Source organism: Flavobacterium sp. GW823-FHT04A11 (assembly GCF_058796535.1).
This window is the reverse complement of sequence record NZ_CM179503.1, coordinates 988,363-1,005,708: the sequence shown is the minus strand read 5'-3', so window position 1 is coordinate 1,005,708 and position 17,346 is coordinate 988,363. Positions and strand designations below refer to the sequence as shown.

Below are 17,346 nucleotides of genomic sequence, written 5' to 3'. Positions count from 1 at the left end.
ATATCTGAAAGATAGATTTAGGACAGTTTCCTGTTCCAGCACCTTTGCGAGGGTTCGCTTATGTTAACTTTGAATAAGTTTTATCTAAAGTTTCCAAATATTTAGTCGAGACGAATGTACAACTAAAAATTTGGCTAAAAAGAAAAAAACATGAGAAATTTCTCATGTTTTAACGTTTTCATATTTCAAAAGAAATACTAGTTTATCGTTTCACCATTTGGCGCATCTGTATCAGGATTTACAAAAACCAATTTTCCTTCGGCGTTTGTTGTCATCAGGATCATTCCCTGACTTTCAACTCCGCGTAAAGCTCTTGGCGCAAGATTTGCTAAAACTGTAACACGTTTACCAATGATTTCTTCTGGCGAAAAGCTTTCTGCAATTCCCGAAACTATGGTGCGAACATCAATTCCGGTATCTATTTTTAGCACCAAAAGTTTGTTTGCTTTTGGCATTTTTTCTGCTTCAATAATAGTTCCTACGCGCAAATCCATTTTGGCAAAATCCTCATATTGAATCAACTCTTTTTGAGGTTCCGGTTGTTTGTTTTCGGCAAGATTAGCAGTTTTTGTAGCTTCCAATTTATCTATTTGTTTTTGTATTTCTTCGTCTTCAATTTTGGCAAAAAGCAATTCTGCTTCACCAATTTTATGTCCCGCCGGAATTAAATCTGAATTCTCAGCAATATCATTCCAACCCAATGTTTTATCAAGTATGATGTCTTTTGCATCATGATTTTTCTCTTTCAAAAATTTGCTAAATCCTTCAAAATGTTCTTTAAGATCTTTCAAATTTAAAATTCTTGACAACTTCGCAGCAGTAAAAGGCAAAAATGGTTCAGCCAAAACGCTCAACGCAGCAGCAATTTGCAACGCCACATACATTTGGGTTTTTACACGCTCCGGATTGTCTTTCATTACTTTCCAAGGCTCTTCATCGGCAAGATATTTATTTCCTAAACGCGCCACATTCATCAATTCGCCCAAAGCTTCACGAAATCTGTAACGTTCTACAGAACTTGAAATCACAGCCGGATACGCTTTTAATTCTGCCAAAGTATTTTCATCCACTTCAGAAAATTCATTTGGAGTTGGAATAATTCCGTCGTAATATTTGTTCGTTAAAACAATAACACGATTAATGAAATTTCCTAAAATAGCAACCAATTCGTTGTTGTTTCTCGCCTGGAAGTCTTTCCATGTAAAATCATTATCCTTAGTTTCAGGAGCATTTGAAGTCAAAGCATAACGCAAAACATCTTGTTTCTCCGGAAATTCTTCTAAATATTCATGCAGCCAAACCGCCCAGTTTTTAGAAGTCGAAAGTTTGTTTCCTTCCAAATTCAAAAATTCATTTGCAGGCACATTGTCCGGCAAAATATAGCTTCCTTCGGCTTTAAGCATCGCCGGGAAAATAATACAGTGAAAAACAATATTATCTTTCCCAATAAAATGAACCAGTTTCGTATCCTGATCTTTCCAATATGGTTCCCAGTCTTTTCCTTCGCGGGCAGCCCATTCTTTTGTAGACGAAATATATCCGATAGGCGCATCAAACCAAACATATAATTTTTTTCCTTCGGCACCTTCAACGGGAACATCAATTCCCCAATCCAAGTCACGTGTTACCGCACGAGGTTCAAGTCCGCCATCAACCCACGATTTTACTTGTCCGTAAACGTTAGGTTTCCAGTCGTTTTTATGTCCAACTAAAATCCATTCGGTTAAGAAATCAGTATATCTGTCCAAAGGTAAAAACCAGTGTTTTGTAGATTTCAAGATCGGAGTTTCTCCTGTAATTGTCGATTTTGGATTAATTAAATCCGTCGCATTCAAAGTCGATCCGCAATTTTCGCACTGATCTCCGTACGCCCCGTCATTACCACATCTTGGGCAAGTTCCAACCACAAAACGGTCAGCTAAGAACTGATCTGCTTTTGCATCGTACAATTGCTCTGTTGTTTCTTCAATAAAATCACCATTATCATACAGTTTTTTAAAGAATTCCTGAGCCGTATCATGATGAATTTTAGCCGAAGTTCTGGAATAATTATCAAACGAAATCCCGAAATCAGAGAATGATTTTCTGATAATTCCGTCATATTTATCAATAACTTCTTGTGGTGTAATTCCTTCTTTTTTGGCTTTCATCGAAATTGCAACCCCGTGTTCATCGCTTCCGCAAATAAACGCAACGTCTTTTCCTTGCAAACGTAAATATCTCGAATAAATATCTGCAGGCACGTAAACCCCCGCCAAATGCCCAATATGAATAGGTCCATTCGTGTAAGGCAAAGCCGCCGTAATAGTATATCTCTTTGGATTTTGTATCATAACTCAATTTTATTGAGTGCAAAAATAAGCAATAGAATTGAGATTTTGTTATTTCGCGGAGTTTCGCAAAGAAAATCTGTCCCAATTTGTCAGGCTGAGCGAAGTCGAAGTCTCGTTTGCTGAATCACTTTGCTGAGCTTCGACTTCGATCAGCCTGACAATCTCTGTGTTTTTAGACGAATTAATATACAAGATAATATTTTTCAGGAGCTAATCCCGCTATCCGTTACAATCTTTTGTGCCGAACCCCGGCACAAAAGGATTTCCACTTCTATCGGGGCTAGGACACTCATTTTCAAAAGAACTTTAGATTCTCATTGCGGAATTTCTTGTATTATTTAGACTGGACTGAAGTCCAGCCCTACAAAATAAATCGTTCCTGCGGAACTTTATAAGAGAACCGGAGGTTCGGGACATATTTTAGGGATGGATTTTAATCCATTCAAAAAACATGCGTTATTTATTCAATTCCAATTGTCAGGCTGAGCGGAGTCGAAGTCCAAGTTTGCTGAATCAATTTGCGCGGGCTTCGACTCCGCTCAGCCTGACAAAAATAAAACCTTTGTGAATCTTCGTGTTTTCTTTGCGAAACTCTGTGAAACAAATTAAAATAGAACCAGTTTAAACTAGCTTCCTAATTAAAATCTTCAAAATATATTTCGCAATCTTTGCCCTGAAAAAAACAAAGACAACTTTATGAGCAAGACAAAATTAATCATCAATAAAAACGGATCTATAAAAATCGAAGGTGATTTTGAAATCATGGATTCTGAAGGAACTGTTTACGGACTTCAGGGAAGATCTGCATTAGGACTTTGCCGTTGCGGGTTATCTGCAAACAAACCTTTTTGTGATGGCGGACATAGAAATAACTTCGAACACGATTCAATCGCGTTTGATTTACCACCAATGAAAACAAACTAGAAAATTTGATTTTCTCGTTAATATAAAAAAGCTGCAATAAATGCAGCTTTTTTGTTTTATAAGTCCAGGAAATTAATGTCCTTTTGTTGCGGCATCAAAGATTCTTAAAAAATTTCCGCCTCCAATTTTACCAATTTCTTCTTCATTGAAATCTGTTTTTAACAAAGCATCGACTACGACATAATAAAAACCTTCTTTTTGATCTTTCCAGGTTTCGTTTGTACCTCCGCCCATTTTGTTTTTATTTTTATCATCTTTATGCTGAGGTTCACCATGTTTCTCGCCATCAGGTTTAGGTTTAGACTCTTCCTGAGATCTGTACGGTGGAGTAAGTTTGGTATCTGTTCCAATAGCGACGTGATCAATTCCTACTACGTCAACCATTGCTTTTATATTCTGAGCATATTGCAAAGGAGAGTCGGCAAGATGTGTCCAAATGCCAATAACGCCTCCTGCATCTGCAACAATTTTTGCTTGTTCTTTGCTGATAAGTCTCGGACGCATCATTTTATTCATGAATTCATTTTGTCCGAGTTGTGTGTCAAGACCAGTATGTGAAATTAATACAGGTTTTGTTGTGACTTTTAGAGCTGCATTAACAGTTTCATTCGTTGCATGCGAAAGATCAACAAGAATTCCCAATCGGTTGCATTCTTTGATAACATCTGAACCAAAAGTCGTAAGTCCGCCAAATTGTGCCGGATTTGTAAAAACATCACCCAAAGGTACCGATGCATCGTGATCATGAAGTAAAGTAAGATGTCTTAAACCTCTTTTGTACGCAACTTCAAGCCGGTCTATATTTCCTTCCAGAAAATGACTGCCTTCAACAGATTGAATAACAGTTGGTTTTTGCTTCTTGTGTGCCAATTCTATGTCTGCCAAATTCATAGAACGTTTCATGTTATTCGTTTCCAGCACTTTGTCCATTGCTGTTAACCCGTTTAGAAAACGGTTGTAAGCATCGCCAGGATTTTTAAGTTCTTGGTAATCAACTGCAAATGTCATACAAATTGCTGATAATCCTGATTTTTTCAATTCGCCAATCAAATCGATTTTTGGACCCGGCAATTCAGTTGCATTAAGCGGAACATCAACATGATTGTGTGTATCTATACCTATAGTTTTAGCGACAATTGCAGCTATTCTGGGATCAAAGGTTTCTGCTGCCCAGGAAATTACCGGATTTAACATCATTAATGTACCAGCTCCGGTTAAGGTGTACATAAATTTACGGCGTGACCATTCTTGTTGAGATTTTTCCATAAAATTTCAAAACATAAATTACTATTGGGGTTTCATTTCAAGTAAACTTTTACTTGTCGTAAATATATGTTTTTTGGAATCGTCTGCTTTTTGGACTTTTGATATTTAACTTTATTTTAGTGAATGCTCTCTTTTATAAATACAATTCGCCTTTCATGGTAATAATCGAAGAACCGCCCACCAAAATATCTTCTTCACGATTCATAACTTCAATAAGTGAAGCTTGTTTTAATTTTACACCTTGCAGAATCTTGTATTCTTTATCTGACTTTGTGAATTTTTTTTGCGTTAAAAAACCAATTAAAGGTCCTGCAGCCGTTCCGGTCGCTGGATCTTCGTTGATTCCGATTATTGGATTAAAGAATCTTGTTTCGACAATATGTTCCTGACTTTCATCAGCAATTGTGAAACAATAAAAACCTTCAAATTTATAATCTCTTGAAATCTCCATCAAAAGTTGGTTGTCAGGAATACAGTCATTCAGTATTTGACTGTTTTTTATGGGAACCATCGTGTGTGCCACTTCTGTTTTGACAATTGTGGGAACAAAAGCGTTTACGTCTAAATCTTCGATTTTTAAACCAAGTGCAACGGCAATTCTATACGTTGGAATTTCCTGCTTAATCACCGCCGATTTTTGGTGCATTTGTACCACCGGATATTGTGTAACCGGATCAAAACTCACCGTTAAAGGTATTGGCGAATGTTTCATGATCACAAAAGGCTCGCTTTCGTTCTGCTCCTCAAAAATGGGCATTTTTTTTAGCAACGCACCACAAACCGCACCCAGCAAATTATGTCCGGCACCGTCTATTTCTATTCCGGTTGGGGTAAACGAGCGAACGGTTAGTGCTTTTTTTCTGGTAGAATAATAAACAAAAGAAGTTTCAGAATAACCAAATTCTTTTGAGATATTCTGATAGGTTTCTAACTCTAAATCACCATCTGTAAAAACAACAGATAACGGATTTCCTTTATAACTTTTATTCGAGAATACATCTAAAACATAGTATTCTAATGCTATTCTTTTGTCCATTATTATCTTCTTTGAATGATCAGTAATTTAGTAACGTTTTTATTTTGTATAAAATTACTACAAATAACAAAAATAAAAGTTTAAAGTTTAGTTACTTTTGTTTTATATTTTTATAAAATAGTTAAGGAAATATATAATATAAAGATTGGGTTTGTTTTTAAATGCTGTTTTTTAAACTTATTTTTCTATAAACAAGACTGGTGGAGCAACGATTTTCTCAAAATCATTTAAATCAAATTTTTTATTGATTTTAATAAAACTGTGTTGATTTTTAATTGCTTCTAATGTTTTTCCGAAAAGCCAAAATTGGTTTGGTCCTTTATGCCCATGAAGCAAAAGTTGCTGCTTTTTCTCCCCATCTTTTAAATAAAAAGCATTAGTTTCTCCATCCTCTATTAAACTATTTGAAAATTCTTTTTCCTTTGGAAAAGGAATGGTTTCTAAAGCATTTTGGATTCTTTCTTTTTCTTCACTATGTAAAATCGTGAAAGAAGTTTCTTCTTCAAGTGGATAAGTGTTGATTAAATAAAGTGTATCTGATGAATTAAATTTTAAATAATAAGATTCGTGAATATTCCATTTAAAAAAAGTAAAATCAAATTTCTTTTTTGGAGATTTACATCCAGTCAACGATAGTAACAAAATTGCCGCTATTAAATATATTTTCATAAATGTTTATTATGTTTAATCTGCAAGGATTTGTTCTTTTTCTAATTTAGAAACTTCTACAATTTGTTCACATAAATTGACAAATGCGGTTAAATCTCTTTCTTTGGTATTATAATCAGGTGACCAGAAACGATAGCTTTTGTTTTTTCCTTTTGATCCAAACTGTATTTCCCAAGTACTTCCATCATGTCCGTATTCATGAGCTTTGTCAATGTTTATTTTATCGAAGGAAGAAGCTTCATTAGCAAATTTTTCAAAATATTGAAGATCAATTGTTATGAATTTTTCAATTTTACTATATTGCCATTTAGGATCAGTTGATGCGGGTCTGGTTTGTACAAATGCAATTGCACTGTCATTACTTGGCATTCTTGCAATCTGAATTTTTACTTCACTAAATGGAATTCTTCGGCTACTTATATAAGAAAATTCAATTTCATCTATTTTTTGTGGTATGTTCGAATCTTTTTTTTGACAATTTGAAAAGATGATCAATATAATAGCAATGAAGAAGCAGTTTTTAATCATAAGTATAGTTAATGTTAGTTCTAGCTAAAATACTCTTTTTTAACTTCGAAATAATTTCATAGAATTATATTTCTTATGAATCCAAGATTGCGTTAGGGATAGCAGCGGAAAGCCCACAGCCTGACGAAGGAAGAGCGAGGACTTGCAGCTAATAGCCCGATCCGCCGTGGCGGAAACGCCCAAGAAATTATTCCCCAACAGTTTCTTATATTTGTAAACGTAAATTAAAGAATTGCAACCATGGCAAAAGGACCCGAAAAAAATACCAAAAACAAGGCTTTGCATACCAAATTGCTAAATAAGAAAAAGGTAAAACTTCAAGCGGAGAAAAAGGAACGTGCTTTGCGATTGAAGGCCTTAGTTGCAAAAATGAATGAAAAAAAAGAATAGTGACGAATCTGATGGGAATTAAATCACATTGTATTTTTTTTCTGGATTTAATTAATGGAAATTTGCACATCAATCTTAAAACAACAAAATGGAGGAATTTGGTAGAATAATAGTTTCTGAAACGGCAATGAATAGTGAAAATCTTCAGGATGTAATTCATTCGAATATTTCGGTAATTAATTTAATGCGAGAAGAAGGTGTCGATGACGAATTTATTCACGAAGATGCTTTGATGAGTTATTACTTGGATTATTATTGGTCACAATATGCCGAAGGAAATTTTTCCCAATTCGTTCATAAATCAGGTTGGAATAAAGAACTAAACGAACTTATAGAAGAAGGTTTGGCTCTAATTGGCGCCGAAAAACATCTGGAATTGTTTCAACAGCAAAGCAAAAAAGTCAAATTGATGAGCAGCGTAAAGCTGACTAAATTCTTAAAAGGGAAATTAGAAGGCGTAAATCCAATTCGTGATGCGTTGAACAATGATACTTTTTATGAATTAGAAGAAAATCTAATTACGCTTAACGCCAATTTCCTGAAAAATCATCCTGATTTTGAAGTGCTTTCGGTAGATGATATGTTTGCTGCTTTGGAGGAATATGTGGGGCATGAGATTAAGCGGGCGTAAGATTTTTAAACGACGCGTGTTTTACCACAGAGATTCGCAGAGTTTCTTCACAGAGTTACGCAAAGTTTTTTTGTCAGGCTGAGCGAAGTCGAAGCCCCGCAAAGTGATGCAGCAAACGTGGGCTTCGACTTCGCTCAGCCTGACAGTTGGAAACTCAAGTTGTTTTATTAAAAATTATTCTCCAAACAATTGTTTCTTAATTAATTACCTTAATTTTAGTTCTTTCTAAATATCTAAATTATTTATGGAAGAACTCGCACACATTAAATCAATTATCGGAATCATTCTGGGATTAAGTTTAACACATCTCATAAAAGGATCTGTGATTTTTATTCAGCATCCGGGACGAAAGAAAATCTACTTTGTACACTCGCTTTGGGTCTTTTATGTTTTTTTACTGCTTATTCATTTTTGGTGGTGGGAGTTTAATCTCAAATTGATTCAGGAATGGTATTTTGTCGATTATTTTTTTATCATTTGTTACATTCTGATTTATTATTTGCTGTGTGCGATTCTTTATCCCGATGATTTGGCTGATTATACCGGTTATGAAGATTATTTCTATTCGCGAAAGAACTGGTTTTTCTCGATATTAGCCATCAGTTTAATAGCCGATGTGATTGATACGGCAATAAAAGGTGGCAATTACTTTTTGTACAATCAGTCTGAATATTATGTGCGCATTATTAGTCATGTTTTGCTTTGTTTGGCGGCAATCAAAGTTCACAATAAAACATTCCATACTATTCTGGTGATACTTTTTATTGTTTATGAACTTTCGTATATTTTAAGATTGTTTAATGTAGAATAATTTGTTGGTATTTAATGAGTTATTGTGTTCAATAATTATTAGACAAAGAAAAATTCAATGAATTACAGGAATTGCTCGCTGAGTGCAAATAGGTTTTAAGAATTCTCCCATTCTTTAATAGTCAGGACATCGGCAGAACGGAGAAAAACTTTTGTTGTTAATACGCGATGTACTTCTTCATCGCGATCTGCACAGCCATCAGACAAAACGGTGATTTTATAATCTTTGTCGGCGGCTTCGGTGGTGGTTGATAAAACAATTCCGCTTGTGGCATAACCCGTAAGTACAAGATTCTGGATGTTTTTTGATCTTAAAACAACTTCTAATGAACTCCCTGTAAAGGCACTTATTCTGCGTTTTACAACATGAATATCATTTTTCTGCGGAGCCAATGCGGGATGAACTTTTGTAAATTCTTCAAAATTAATAGAATTGATGTGCTCTCTTGTTGATGCAAAAGTTTTGTTGTTAACGCTAATTTCCGAAGCTCCATTTTTGAAACCTAGCGTGGCATAAATAATCGGGATGTTTTTGTTTCTGGCAACGGTTATTGCTTTGGCAACATTTTCTACAAGAGCCGCAGAATCCGGAAGATTGGCTAATATTGCCGGTTGCATATCCATTACAAGTAAAGCGGTATTTTGACTCATTTTGATGATTTTAAATTACTATCAATAAATTTAAAAAAATTAACTGACTTGCTCAATCAATTCAAGTCTTTTTACATTTTCGAACGTAAATTTCACAGAGATACACAAAGCAATTCACAAAGATTCACAAAGGAATATTAGAAAAATCTCTTTGCCTATCTGTGTAATCTTCGCGCAACTTTGTGGAATAGCTATAAATCTTTATAGAATAACCCTCAAAATAACTTTTTCCTCTTAAACTTTGTCTTATTCTTAGCAAACATTTCCTTAAATTTGCTTCCTTTATATAAAAATACTAGTTATAAAAACCAAGCTATGTTACAAATCGCATTTATTAGAGAGAATCAGGAAAAAGTAATCAAGGCTTTAGCAAAACGAAATATCGATGCTAAAAGCGTTGTGGAAGAAGTGGTGCAATTAGACGAAAACCGTCGCGCAACTCAAGTAGAATTAGACAACACTTTATCTGAATCTAATAAATTGTCCAAAGATATAGGCGAATTAATGAAAGCGGGAGAGAAATCTAAAGCTGCCATCTTAAAAGAAAAAACCGTATCACTAAAAGAAAAAAGCAAAGAATTAGGCGAAAAAGCAGAAGCTTTGGCAACCGAATTGACGCATAAATTATACACTTTACCAAATCTTCCTGCAGATATTGTTCCTGAAGGAAAAACTCCGGATGACAATTTGAATGTTTTTCAGGAAGGTGATATTCCGGTTTTGCATAAAGGCGCACAGCCTCACTGGGAATTGGTAAAAAAATACGACATTATTGATTTCGAATTAGGTGTAAAAATCACCGGTGCAGGATTTCCGGTTTACAAAGGAAAAGGAGCTCGTTTGCAACGTGCTTTGATCAATTATTTCTTAGACAAAAATACTGCCGCAGGATATAATGAAGTTCAGGTGCCGCATTTGGTAAACGAAGCTTCAGGATACGGAACAGGACAATTGCCGGACAAGGAAGGACAAATGTATCACTCAACAATTGATGATTTATATTTGATTCCAACGGCTGAGGTTCCGGTTACGAATTTATTCCGTGACGTTCTTTTAACAGAAACAGAATTACCGGTTTTATACACCGCATACACGCCATGTTTCCGTCGCGAAGCTGGTTCTTACGGAGCACACGTGCGCGGATTAAACCGTTTGCACCAATTTGATAAAGTTGAAATCGTGCGTGTTGAACATCCGGATAAATCTTATGAGGCTCTTGACGGAATGGTGGAACATGTAAAAGATATTTTGAAGGAATTAAAATTACCGTACAGAGTTTTACGTTTATGTGGTGGTGATATGGGTTTCACATCGGCTTTGACTTATGATTTTGAAGTATTTTCTACAGCGCAGGATCGCTGGTTAGAAATTAGTTCTGTTTCTAACTTTGAAACTTTTCAGGCAAACCGCTTGAAATTGCGTTTCAAAGACAAAGACGGAAAAAATCATTTAGCACATACGCTTAACGGAAGTTCATTGGCTTTGCCAAGAGTTTTGGCCGGAATTTTAGAAAATTACCAAACGCCGGAAGGAATCGTAATCCCTGAAGTTTTACGCCCTTACTGCGGATTTGATATTATAAACTAATGTGGTATTCAGTCGCATTCTCAGGTTTCAGTTTATACTGTGACTGAAAACTGCGACTGAAAACTATTTATTTAGAACTGCGACTTTAAAAAACAGCAATATGAAAAACATCTTTATCTATATCGTTTTGTTGTGGTCTGCTTTTGCATTTTCTCAAAATGAGCAATTGGCTCAATATTACTATGATAAAGGCGATTTTGAAAAAGCTAAAATAGCTTACGAACAGCTGTTGAACAGTTCGCCATCCAATACCCAATATTTTTTAAGAACCGTTGAATCTTATCAGCAATTACAGCAATTTGAAGTTGCTCAAAAAGTAATTCTTGAAAGATACAATCGCTATAAACAAGGTGTTTTTTTAGTTGAATTAGGATATAATTATCAACTTCAAAAAAATGATTCGAAAGCCAAAAGCTATTACGATCAGGCTATCGAAAAAATCAAAACAAATCCGAATGATGTTTACGGAGTTGGAAATTCATTCGAAAAGAAAGTATTGCTGGAATATGCTTTAAAGGCATATCAGACAGCAATGCAGGTTCAGCCGAATTACAATTTTAATTTCCAGATTGGAATGCTTTACGGTCAGTTAGGAAAAACCGATCAGATGATTGATCTTTTATTGACGGAATCTTTTAATAATCCTCAAAATTCAAATCTGATTCAGACGCAATTATCCCGCTTTATGCAGGGCGAGACCGATAATACGGCTTTTAAGGATGCGATGCGAAAAGCTTTAATTCTGAAAACTCAAAAAGATCAGGATGTTTTCTGGAACCATTATCTGAGTTGGTTTTATGTACAGCAAAAAGAATTCGGAAAAGCATTTATTCAGGAAAAAGCCATTTACAAACGCGAACCGGAATCGTTAATGAGCATTGTCAATTTGAGTCAGTTTGCGATGAACGAAGATGATGATGAAACGGCAACCGAGATTCTGAATTTCATTCTGTTAAATACAAAAGATGTCGATTTACTGGTTCAGACGAATGCTTATTTGATGCAAATTAAAATTGATAACGCTCAGGAAAAAGATTATCCTATAATCAATATTGAGTTGCAACAATTGCTGACAACCTATGATATAACTCCTTTTACCTTATCTTTGCAAATAATTCAGGCGCATTTCCTGGCTTTTAATCTGAAAAAACCGGAAGAAGGCAAGACAATTGTAAAAAGAGCTTTAGATCTTAATTTAAATGAATATCAAAGAGCAGATGCCAAAATGGAATTGGCAGATATTTTACTTTTAGAAGAAAAATACAATCAGGCATTGATTTATTATTCACAAATTCAGCTGGATTTAAAGAATGATGTCATGTCGCATGAAGCGAGTTTGAAAGCGGCAAAAACAAGTTATTATAAAGGCGATTTTGAATGGGCTTTAAAACAATTTAAAGAACTAAAATCGGCAAATACACAATTGATTGCAAATGACGCTCTTGAATATTTTTTACTGATCAATGATAATACAGTTGCCGACTCGACTCAAACGGCTTTGAAGCAATTTGCAAAAGGTGATTTTTTAATTTATCAGAATAAAAAACAAGAGGCGATTACACAGTTTCAGAGTATTTTAAAGTCGTTTAAAGGACAGGAAATTGAAGCTGTAACAATGTTGCGTTTAGGTAAAATCTATGAAAGTGTTAAAGATTATAATTTGGCTTTAAGCCAATACCAGCAAATCATTGACAATCATAGCGACGGAATTTATGTAGATGAAGCGTTGTTTTTTTCGGCAGAAATTTACAACGATGAATTAAAAGATACAGAAAAGGCAAAACCTTTGTATGAAAAGGTAATTTTTAACCATCAGGATAGTATTTACTTTGTTGATGCGAGAAAAAAATACCGCGAATTAAGAGGAGATAAGAATTTATAGTTTGGTTAAACCGTTTATTCGGTTAAACGTTTAACCGAATAAACGATTAAACAAGAAAAAATGATTATTTACAACGTTACCACCAACATACACGAAAGCGTTCACGACCAATGGTTAAAATGGATGCAGGAAAAACACATACCGGAAATTCTGGCAACAAACAAGTTTTCTTCGGCACGAATTGTAAAAGTTTTAATTGAAGAGGAAATGGGCGGAATTACGTATTCTGTTCAATATGTTACTGATAATAAAGAAACTTTAGATCGTTATTATATTGAAGATGAACCTGGATTTCATAAAGAAGCTTTGGAGTTGTTTGCTGATAAAATGCTTTCTTTCAGAACAGAGTTGGAAGTTATTTCGGAGCATTAATTAGTTTTCAGTCTCAGTTTTCATGTCTCCCTTTAAAAAAAGTATTATGGAAATTCGATTTCAAACAAAAGAAGAAAGTAACAAACAGCAACAGGAAGAGTTTTTGAAGTTGTCGAAAATTGAAAGAGTGTATAGTTTTCTGCGCTTAAGTGAGCGTATAAGTCAATTTCCTGTGAAAAATAAAGTGGATAAAAATAAAGACAATTTTGTAATTATTATAAAATCAAAATAAGATGTCGAAATTGTGGGATCAAAGCATTGATGAGTTTATTGCCTTAGCAAACAAACATAAAGTTAGAATGCTTATGGTTGGAGGTGGAGCTGTAAATTTTCACGGTTATCAAAGACATTCTGCTGATGTTGATTTTTGGATAGAAACTACAGAGGAAAATTTTAAAAAGTTAGTGCTTGTTTTTAATGAAATGGGATATGAAATTGAAGATTTTCCTGAAAATGTAAAACAACAACAACAAAATATATCAATTAAGTTTTCTCCTGTTGATTTAGATTTAGAATTAATTACTAAATTTTCTGTAAATAAAACTTTTGAAGAGGCTTATAATAATAGTGAAGAAACAACAGTAAATGGTAAAACATTTTTGAAATGGAATGTTTTATCCTTAGAAGATTTGATTACAAGTAAAATTAAGGCAAATCGAACAAAAGATTTACTTGATGTTCAACAACTTCGAGAAATAAATAAAAAATAAAGCTTTGTGCCTTCGAGCCTTTGTGGCATATAAAAAAAGAAAATGGAAAAAGTAAAAGCCAAAAAACATTTAGGACAACATTTCCTGAAAGACGAAAGTATTGCAAAAGCGATTGCAGATACTTTAAGCTTAAAAGGATACGATGAGGTTTTAGAAATAGGACCGGGGATGGGTGTGTTGACTAAGTATTTGCTTGACAAACCAATTAATACACACGTTATTGAGATTGATGGAGAATCGGTAGTGTATTTGGGTGAAAATTATCCAAAACTAAAAGATAAAATTATCTCTCAGGATTTCCTGAAATACAATATAAACGAGGTTTACAAAGACAAACAATTTGCTATAATTGGAAACTTCCCGTATAATATTTCGACTCAGATCGTTTTTAGAACTTTAGAGTTCAGAGACCAGATTCCTGAGTTTTCCGGAATGTTTCAAAAAGAAGTAGCAGAACGTATTTGCGAGAAAAAAGGATCCAAAGCTTACGGAATCTTATCCGTATTAGCACAGGCTTTCTATGATACTGAGTATTTGTTTACTGTTGACGAAAATGTTTTTATTCCTCCGCCCAAGGTGAAGTCGGGTGTGATGAAAATGACCCGAAAGGAAGATTACAGTCTTCCTTGTGGTGAAAAGTTGTTTTTTACGGTTGTAAAAACTGCTTTTCAGCAAAGACGAAAAACATTACGTAACAGTTTGAAAACATTAAATTTAACCGATAATTTGCGATTAGACACTATCTTTGATAAACGTCCGGAGCAACTTAGTGTAGAAGAATTTATTGAACTGACTCAAAAAATAGAAGCCGATGGAGTTCAAAGTTAGTAAAGATTTAATCCAACAGTTAGAGGAGCATATTGTTAATAAAAACGACAAAGAACTTGAAGTTTTACTTAACGACTTGCACCACGCCGATATTGCCGAAATCCTGGATGAACTGGATTTTGACGAAGCAACCTATATTTTTAAGGTTTTAGACAGTGATAAAACCGCAGAGATTCTTCTGGAATTAGAAGATGACTTGCGTGAAAATATCTTAAGCCGACTTTCGCCTAAAGAAATTGCAGAAGAGCTTGATGAGCTTGAAACCAATGACGCGGCCGATATTATTGCGGAACTTTCGCAGGAAATAAAAGCGGAAGTAATCTCGGAAATGATTGACGTTGAGCACGCAAAAGACATTGTCGATTTGTTGCGTTACGACGAAAATTCTGCCGGAGGTTTGATGGGAAAGGAGTTAGTAAAAGTCAATGAAAATTGGAATGTACTCACTTGCGTGAAAGAAATGCGTATTCAGGCCGAAAACGTTTCCCGCGTTCATTCCATTTATGTGGTTGATGACGAAAACCGTTTAAAAGGAAGATTATCACTTAAAGATTTATTGACTACTTCGACCAAAACACAAATTGGTGATATTTATATTCGAAAGCTAAACTTCGTAAACGTTGATACCGAAGATGTTGAGGTAGCGCGTATTATGCAAAAATACGATTTGGAAGCAATTCCGGTTGTAGATGAACTGGGCCGTTTGGTAGGAAGAATTACTATTGATGATATCGTAGACGTAATCAAAGACGAAGCCGATAAAGATTATCAGTTAGCGGCGGGTATTACGCAAGACGTTGAATCTAATGACAGCGTTCTGGAACTTACAAAAGCGCGTTTGCCATGGCTTTTAATTGGTATGGTAATCGAGATTGTGGCTTCTTTTGTTTTAAAAGGAAACGAAGAGGTGTTCAAACTCCATTCTACCTTAATCATTTTTGTGCCTTTGCTTTCGGCGACTGCCGGAAATATTGGAGTTCAGGCTTCGGCGATTGTTGTTCAGGGACTTGCAAATGGAACTTTAAAGGAATTTAGCCGTGGTTATTTTACTAAAGAAATTACCGTTTCGATGATTTCAGGAAGTATAATTTCATTGCTTTTACTGGGCTATCATTCCATTATGTACCAACAATATTTAGTAGGATTTGCCATTTCAATTTCGATGATTGTTGTCATTTTATTTGCTGCTACTTTAGGAACTTTAGTGCCGCTTTTTCTGCATAAAAATAAAATTGATCCCGCTATTGCAACAGGTCCGTTTATTACCACAACTAATGACGTTTTTGGAATTATGCTCTATTTTGGAGTAGCCAAATTGATTCTTGGAGTCTAAGTTTTTTGCAACAAATTAGTGGATTAGAGTGATTTAAGATCTGTAAAATCTCCGTAATTTGTGGCTCAAAATATGCTATTAACCAGCCAAAAAATAAGCAATGAAAGTACACATAATAGGAGGAGGAAACCTGGGCGTTTCTGTTGCCTTGGGAATTGCAAAATTTTCTAAAAACCATCAAATTACAGTAACGAGAAGAAACACGGCCAGTATTCAATACCTATCTGAATACGGAATCACGGTTTCTTCAGACAATAAACATAATATTAAGGATGCCGATGTCGTGGTTTTAACGATAAAACCTTATCAGGTTGATACCGTTTTGGCAGAAATTTTACCGGTAATTGCCGATAAAACGATTGCTTCCGCAGTAAGCGGTTTATCTTTGGATGTGCTTCAGGAAAAAACAAATAATGCTTTTCCGGTAATCAGGATCATGCCGAATATCGCGGCACAATTTGGAGAATCAGCGACTTGTATTTCTTTCGCTGAAAAGAACAGAGAAAAAGCATTGCCAATTGTTGATTTATTTCAGGATCTGGGAACTGCTCCTGTTATTGACGAAAAATTAATGGACGCCGCAACAGTTTTAGGCGCGTGCGGAACCGCTTATGCGTTAAGGTACATTCGTGCTTCAATGCAAGCCGGAATTGAAATTGGTTTTGATTCGAATACTGCTTTGGCAATTGCGGCACAAACCGTAAAAGGAGCCGCAAAAATGTTGCTGGAGGAGAAAGTGCATCCGGAACAATTAATCGATCGTGTAACGACACCACAAGGCTGTACAATCGTAGGTTTAAATGAAATGGAGCACAATGGCTTCAGTTCTTCCCTGATAAAAGGGATTAAGACTTCTTTGAAACAGATTAAAGGATAAATAATAAATCTCAATATTTTAAAATTCCAAATTCCAAAATTAGTGTGTTGGAGTTTGGAATTTTTGTTTCGTTTCGTTTTGTCATTTCAAGGAGATTCAAAGTAATAATTCGAAAATACTTTGTTATCTAAAAATAGCTTTTTAAATCTTTGTGCACTTTGCGTAAACCTTTGCGAACTTTGCGGTTAAATAGACAATGCATTGCTCACGCAAAAACCTCAAAATGCTCTACTTTCTCCTCAAATTCTAAAAGATAATTACTGTCTTCCGGATAATATTTTGCTTTTTCAAAATCGTCACCGGCAAAATTCTTAATTACTTCAAGATTTTCCCAATAAGTGATAAGCGTATAATGTGCTTCGTTGTTTTTGATGTTCCTCAAAAAAGACAATTTTATAAAGCCCGGTGTTTGTGAATAATCAGGAATAGCGGTCTTTACTGTAAATTCTGTGTACGCTTCATAATCTTCAATTTTTGTCTTTCCGTGCCAGATTCTTGCGATCATAATAGTAAGATTTA

18 protein-coding genes are annotated in these 17,346 nt (G+C 34.9%); 11 read left to right on the top strand and 7 right to left on the bottom strand.

Annotated features, from left to right (window positions below; translation table 11 throughout):
* Positions 1 to 197: 197 nt before the first annotated feature.
* Positions 198 to 2,333 (bottom strand): methionine--tRNA ligase, encoded by a 2,136-nt coding sequence (gene metG / locus AC3QL1_RS04450; protein ID WP_492495446.1) that lies wholly within the window; start codon positions 2,331 to 2,333, stop codon positions 198 to 200.
* Between the two features lie 696 nt (positions 2,334 to 3,029).
* Between metG and AC3QL1_RS04445 the strand changes: the two genes are divergently transcribed.
* Entirely contained in the window at positions 3,030 to 3,257 is a 228-nt protein-coding gene (locus AC3QL1_RS04445) for a CDGSH iron-sulfur domain-containing protein (RefSeq protein WP_042563543.1), read from the top strand.
* A gap of 72 nt (positions 3,258 to 3,329) precedes the next feature.
* On the opposite strand, the gene AC3QL1_RS04440 is transcribed toward AC3QL1_RS04445, so the two are convergent.
* From AC3QL1_RS04440 to AC3QL1_RS04425, 4 genes are all read right to left on the bottom strand, one after another.
* Complete coding sequence (locus AC3QL1_RS04440; protein WP_492495443.1) at positions 3,330 to 4,523, bottom strand: dipeptidase; 1,194 nt, start codon at positions 4,521 to 4,523, stop codon at positions 3,330 to 3,332.
* 133 nt (positions 4,524 to 4,656) lie between these two features.
* Complete coding sequence (locus tag AC3QL1_RS04435) at positions 4,657 to 5,559, bottom strand: PhzF family phenazine biosynthesis protein (RefSeq protein WP_492495441.1); 903 nt, start codon at positions 5,557 to 5,559, stop codon at positions 4,657 to 4,659.
* Between the two features lie 177 nt (positions 5,560 to 5,736).
* Positions 5,737 to 6,228, bottom strand: coding sequence for a hypothetical protein (locus tag AC3QL1_RS04430; protein WP_492495440.1), 492 nt, complete (start codon positions 6,226 to 6,228; stop codon positions 5,737 to 5,739).
* Positions 6,229 to 6,243: 15 nt separating this feature from the next.
* Positions 6,244 to 6,756 carry a hypothetical protein gene (locus AC3QL1_RS04425; RefSeq protein ID WP_492495438.1) on the bottom strand — a complete coding sequence of 171 codons (513 nt, stop codon included), beginning with the start codon at positions 6,754 to 6,756 and terminating at the stop codon, positions 6,244 to 6,246.
* Between the two features lie 240 nt (positions 6,757 to 6,996).
* On the opposite strand from AC3QL1_RS04425, the gene AC3QL1_RS04420 reads away from it, so the two are divergent.
* The 3 genes from AC3QL1_RS04420 to AC3QL1_RS04410 all read left to right on the top strand — a co-directional run bounded on the left by AC3QL1_RS04420 (position 6,997) and on the right by AC3QL1_RS04410 (position 8,588).
* On the top strand, positions 6,997 to 7,146 hold the full coding sequence (locus AC3QL1_RS04420) for a hypothetical protein (protein ID WP_492495436.1): 150 nt from the start codon (positions 6,997 to 6,999) through the stop codon (positions 7,144 to 7,146).
* Between the two features lie 88 nt (positions 7,147 to 7,234).
* Complete coding sequence (locus AC3QL1_RS04415; protein WP_492495434.1) at positions 7,235 to 7,777, top strand: DMP19 family protein; 543 nt, start codon at positions 7,235 to 7,237, stop codon at positions 7,775 to 7,777.
* A 244-nt stretch (positions 7,778 to 8,021) separates the two neighbouring features.
* Positions 8,022 to 8,588: a hypothetical protein gene (locus AC3QL1_RS04410; RefSeq protein ID WP_492495433.1), complete on the top strand. Its 567-nt coding sequence runs from the start codon at positions 8,022 to 8,024 to the stop codon at positions 8,586 to 8,588.
* Positions 8,589 to 8,683: 95 nt separating this feature from the next.
* Here the strand turns inward: AC3QL1_RS04410 and AC3QL1_RS04405 are convergent, their stop codons facing one another.
* Positions 8,684 to 9,238 (bottom strand): cysteine hydrolase family protein, encoded by a 555-nt coding sequence (locus AC3QL1_RS04405; protein WP_492495431.1) that lies wholly within the window; start codon positions 9,236 to 9,238, stop codon positions 8,684 to 8,686.
* 315 nt (positions 9,239 to 9,553) lie between these two features.
* Between AC3QL1_RS04405 and serS the strand changes: the two genes are divergently transcribed.
* The 7 genes from serS to proC all read left to right on the top strand — a co-directional run bounded on the left by serS (position 9,554) and on the right by proC (position 16,827).
* On the top strand, positions 9,554 to 10,825 hold the full coding sequence (gene serS / locus AC3QL1_RS04400) for a serine--tRNA ligase (protein ID WP_492495429.1): 1,272 nt from the start codon (positions 9,554 to 9,556) through the stop codon (positions 10,823 to 10,825).
* Positions 10,826 to 10,925: 100 nt separating this feature from the next.
* Positions 10,926 to 12,707, top strand: a complete 1,782-nt coding sequence (locus AC3QL1_RS04395) for a tetratricopeptide repeat protein (protein WP_492495427.1) — start codon at positions 10,926 to 10,928, stop codon at positions 12,705 to 12,707.
* Positions 12,708 to 12,767: 60 nt separating this feature from the next.
* Positions 12,768 to 13,079 (top strand): DUF4286 family protein, encoded by a 312-nt coding sequence (locus AC3QL1_RS04390; RefSeq protein ID WP_492495426.1) that lies wholly within the window; start codon positions 12,768 to 12,770, stop codon positions 13,077 to 13,079.
* A gap of 233 nt (positions 13,080 to 13,312) precedes the next feature.
* Positions 13,313 to 13,789 (top strand): nucleotidyl transferase AbiEii/AbiGii toxin family protein, encoded by a 477-nt coding sequence (locus AC3QL1_RS04385; RefSeq protein WP_492495424.1) that lies wholly within the window; start codon positions 13,313 to 13,315, stop codon positions 13,787 to 13,789.
* Between the two features lie 42 nt (positions 13,790 to 13,831).
* Entirely contained in the window at positions 13,832 to 14,617 is a 786-nt protein-coding gene (gene rsmA, locus AC3QL1_RS04380; protein ID WP_492495422.1) for a 16S rRNA (adenine(1518)-N(6)/adenine(1519)-N(6))-dimethyltransferase RsmA, read from the top strand.
* Positions 14,601 to 15,950 (top strand): magnesium transporter, encoded by a 1,350-nt coding sequence (gene mgtE / locus AC3QL1_RS04375; protein ID WP_492495420.1) that lies wholly within the window; start codon positions 14,601 to 14,603, stop codon positions 15,948 to 15,950. The genes rsmA and mgtE overlap by 17 nt, the downstream gene beginning before the upstream one ends.
* Positions 15,951 to 16,050: 100 nt before the next feature.
* A complete protein-coding gene (gene proC / locus AC3QL1_RS04370) occupies positions 16,051 to 16,827 on the top strand; it encodes a pyrroline-5-carboxylate reductase (RefSeq protein ID WP_492495418.1) in 777 nt (258 codons plus the stop codon).
* 205 nt (positions 16,828 to 17,032) lie between these two features.
* Here the strand turns inward: proC and AC3QL1_RS04365 are convergent, their stop codons facing one another.
* Positions 17,033 to 17,332 carry an antibiotic biosynthesis monooxygenase family protein gene (locus AC3QL1_RS04365; protein WP_492495416.1) on the bottom strand — a complete coding sequence of 100 codons (300 nt, stop codon included), beginning with the start codon at positions 17,330 to 17,332 and terminating at the stop codon, positions 17,033 to 17,035.
* Positions 17,333 to 17,346 lie beyond the last annotated feature (14 nt).

Excerpts from the sequence above, each read along its gene's own strand:
- metG (WP_492495446.1), bottom strand. The coding sequence starts at position 2,333 with ATGATACAAAATCCAAAGAGATATACTATTACGGCGGCTTTGCCTTAC.
- AC3QL1_RS04445 (WP_042563543.1), top strand. The coding sequence starts at position 3,030 with ATGAGCAAGACAAAATTAATCATCAATAAAAACGGATCTATAAAAATC.
- AC3QL1_RS04440 (WP_492495443.1), bottom strand. The coding sequence starts at position 4,523 with ATGGAAAAATCTCAACAAGAATGGTCACGCCGTAAATTTATGTACACC.
- AC3QL1_RS04435 (WP_492495441.1), bottom strand. The coding sequence starts at position 5,559 with ATGGACAAAAGAATAGCATTAGAATACTATGTTTTAGATGTATTCTCG.
- AC3QL1_RS04430 (WP_492495440.1), bottom strand. The coding sequence starts at position 6,228 with ATGAAAATATATTTAATAGCGGCAATTTTGTTACTATCGTTGACTGGA.
- AC3QL1_RS04425 (WP_492495438.1), bottom strand. The coding sequence starts at position 6,756 with ATGATTAAAAACTGCTTCTTCATTGCTATTATATTGATCATCTTTTCA.
- AC3QL1_RS04420 (WP_492495436.1), top strand. The coding sequence starts at position 6,997 with ATGGCAAAAGGACCCGAAAAAAATACCAAAAACAAGGCTTTGCATACC.
- AC3QL1_RS04415 (WP_492495434.1), top strand. The coding sequence starts at position 7,235 with ATGGAGGAATTTGGTAGAATAATAGTTTCTGAAACGGCAATGAATAGT.
- AC3QL1_RS04410 (WP_492495433.1), top strand. The coding sequence starts at position 8,022 with ATGGAAGAACTCGCACACATTAAATCAATTATCGGAATCATTCTGGGA.
- AC3QL1_RS04405 (WP_492495431.1), bottom strand. The coding sequence starts at position 9,238 with ATGAGTCAAAATACCGCTTTACTTGTAATGGATATGCAACCGGCAATA.
- serS (WP_492495429.1), top strand. The coding sequence starts at position 9,554 with ATGTTACAAATCGCATTTATTAGAGAGAATCAGGAAAAAGTAATCAAG.
- AC3QL1_RS04395 (WP_492495427.1), top strand. The coding sequence starts at position 10,926 with ATGAAAAACATCTTTATCTATATCGTTTTGTTGTGGTCTGCTTTTGCA.
- AC3QL1_RS04390 (WP_492495426.1), top strand. The coding sequence starts at position 12,768 with ATGATTATTTACAACGTTACCACCAACATACACGAAAGCGTTCACGAC.
- AC3QL1_RS04385 (WP_492495424.1), top strand. The coding sequence starts at position 13,313 with ATGTCGAAATTGTGGGATCAAAGCATTGATGAGTTTATTGCCTTAGCA.
- rsmA (WP_492495422.1), top strand. The coding sequence starts at position 13,832 with ATGGAAAAAGTAAAAGCCAAAAAACATTTAGGACAACATTTCCTGAAA.
- mgtE (WP_492495420.1), top strand. The coding sequence starts at position 14,601 with ATGGAGTTCAAAGTTAGTAAAGATTTAATCCAACAGTTAGAGGAGCAT.
- proC (WP_492495418.1), top strand. The coding sequence starts at position 16,051 with ATGAAAGTACACATAATAGGAGGAGGAAACCTGGGCGTTTCTGTTGCC.
- AC3QL1_RS04365 (WP_492495416.1), bottom strand. The coding sequence starts at position 17,332 with ATGATCGCAAGAATCTGGCACGGAAAGACAAAAATTGAAGATTATGAA.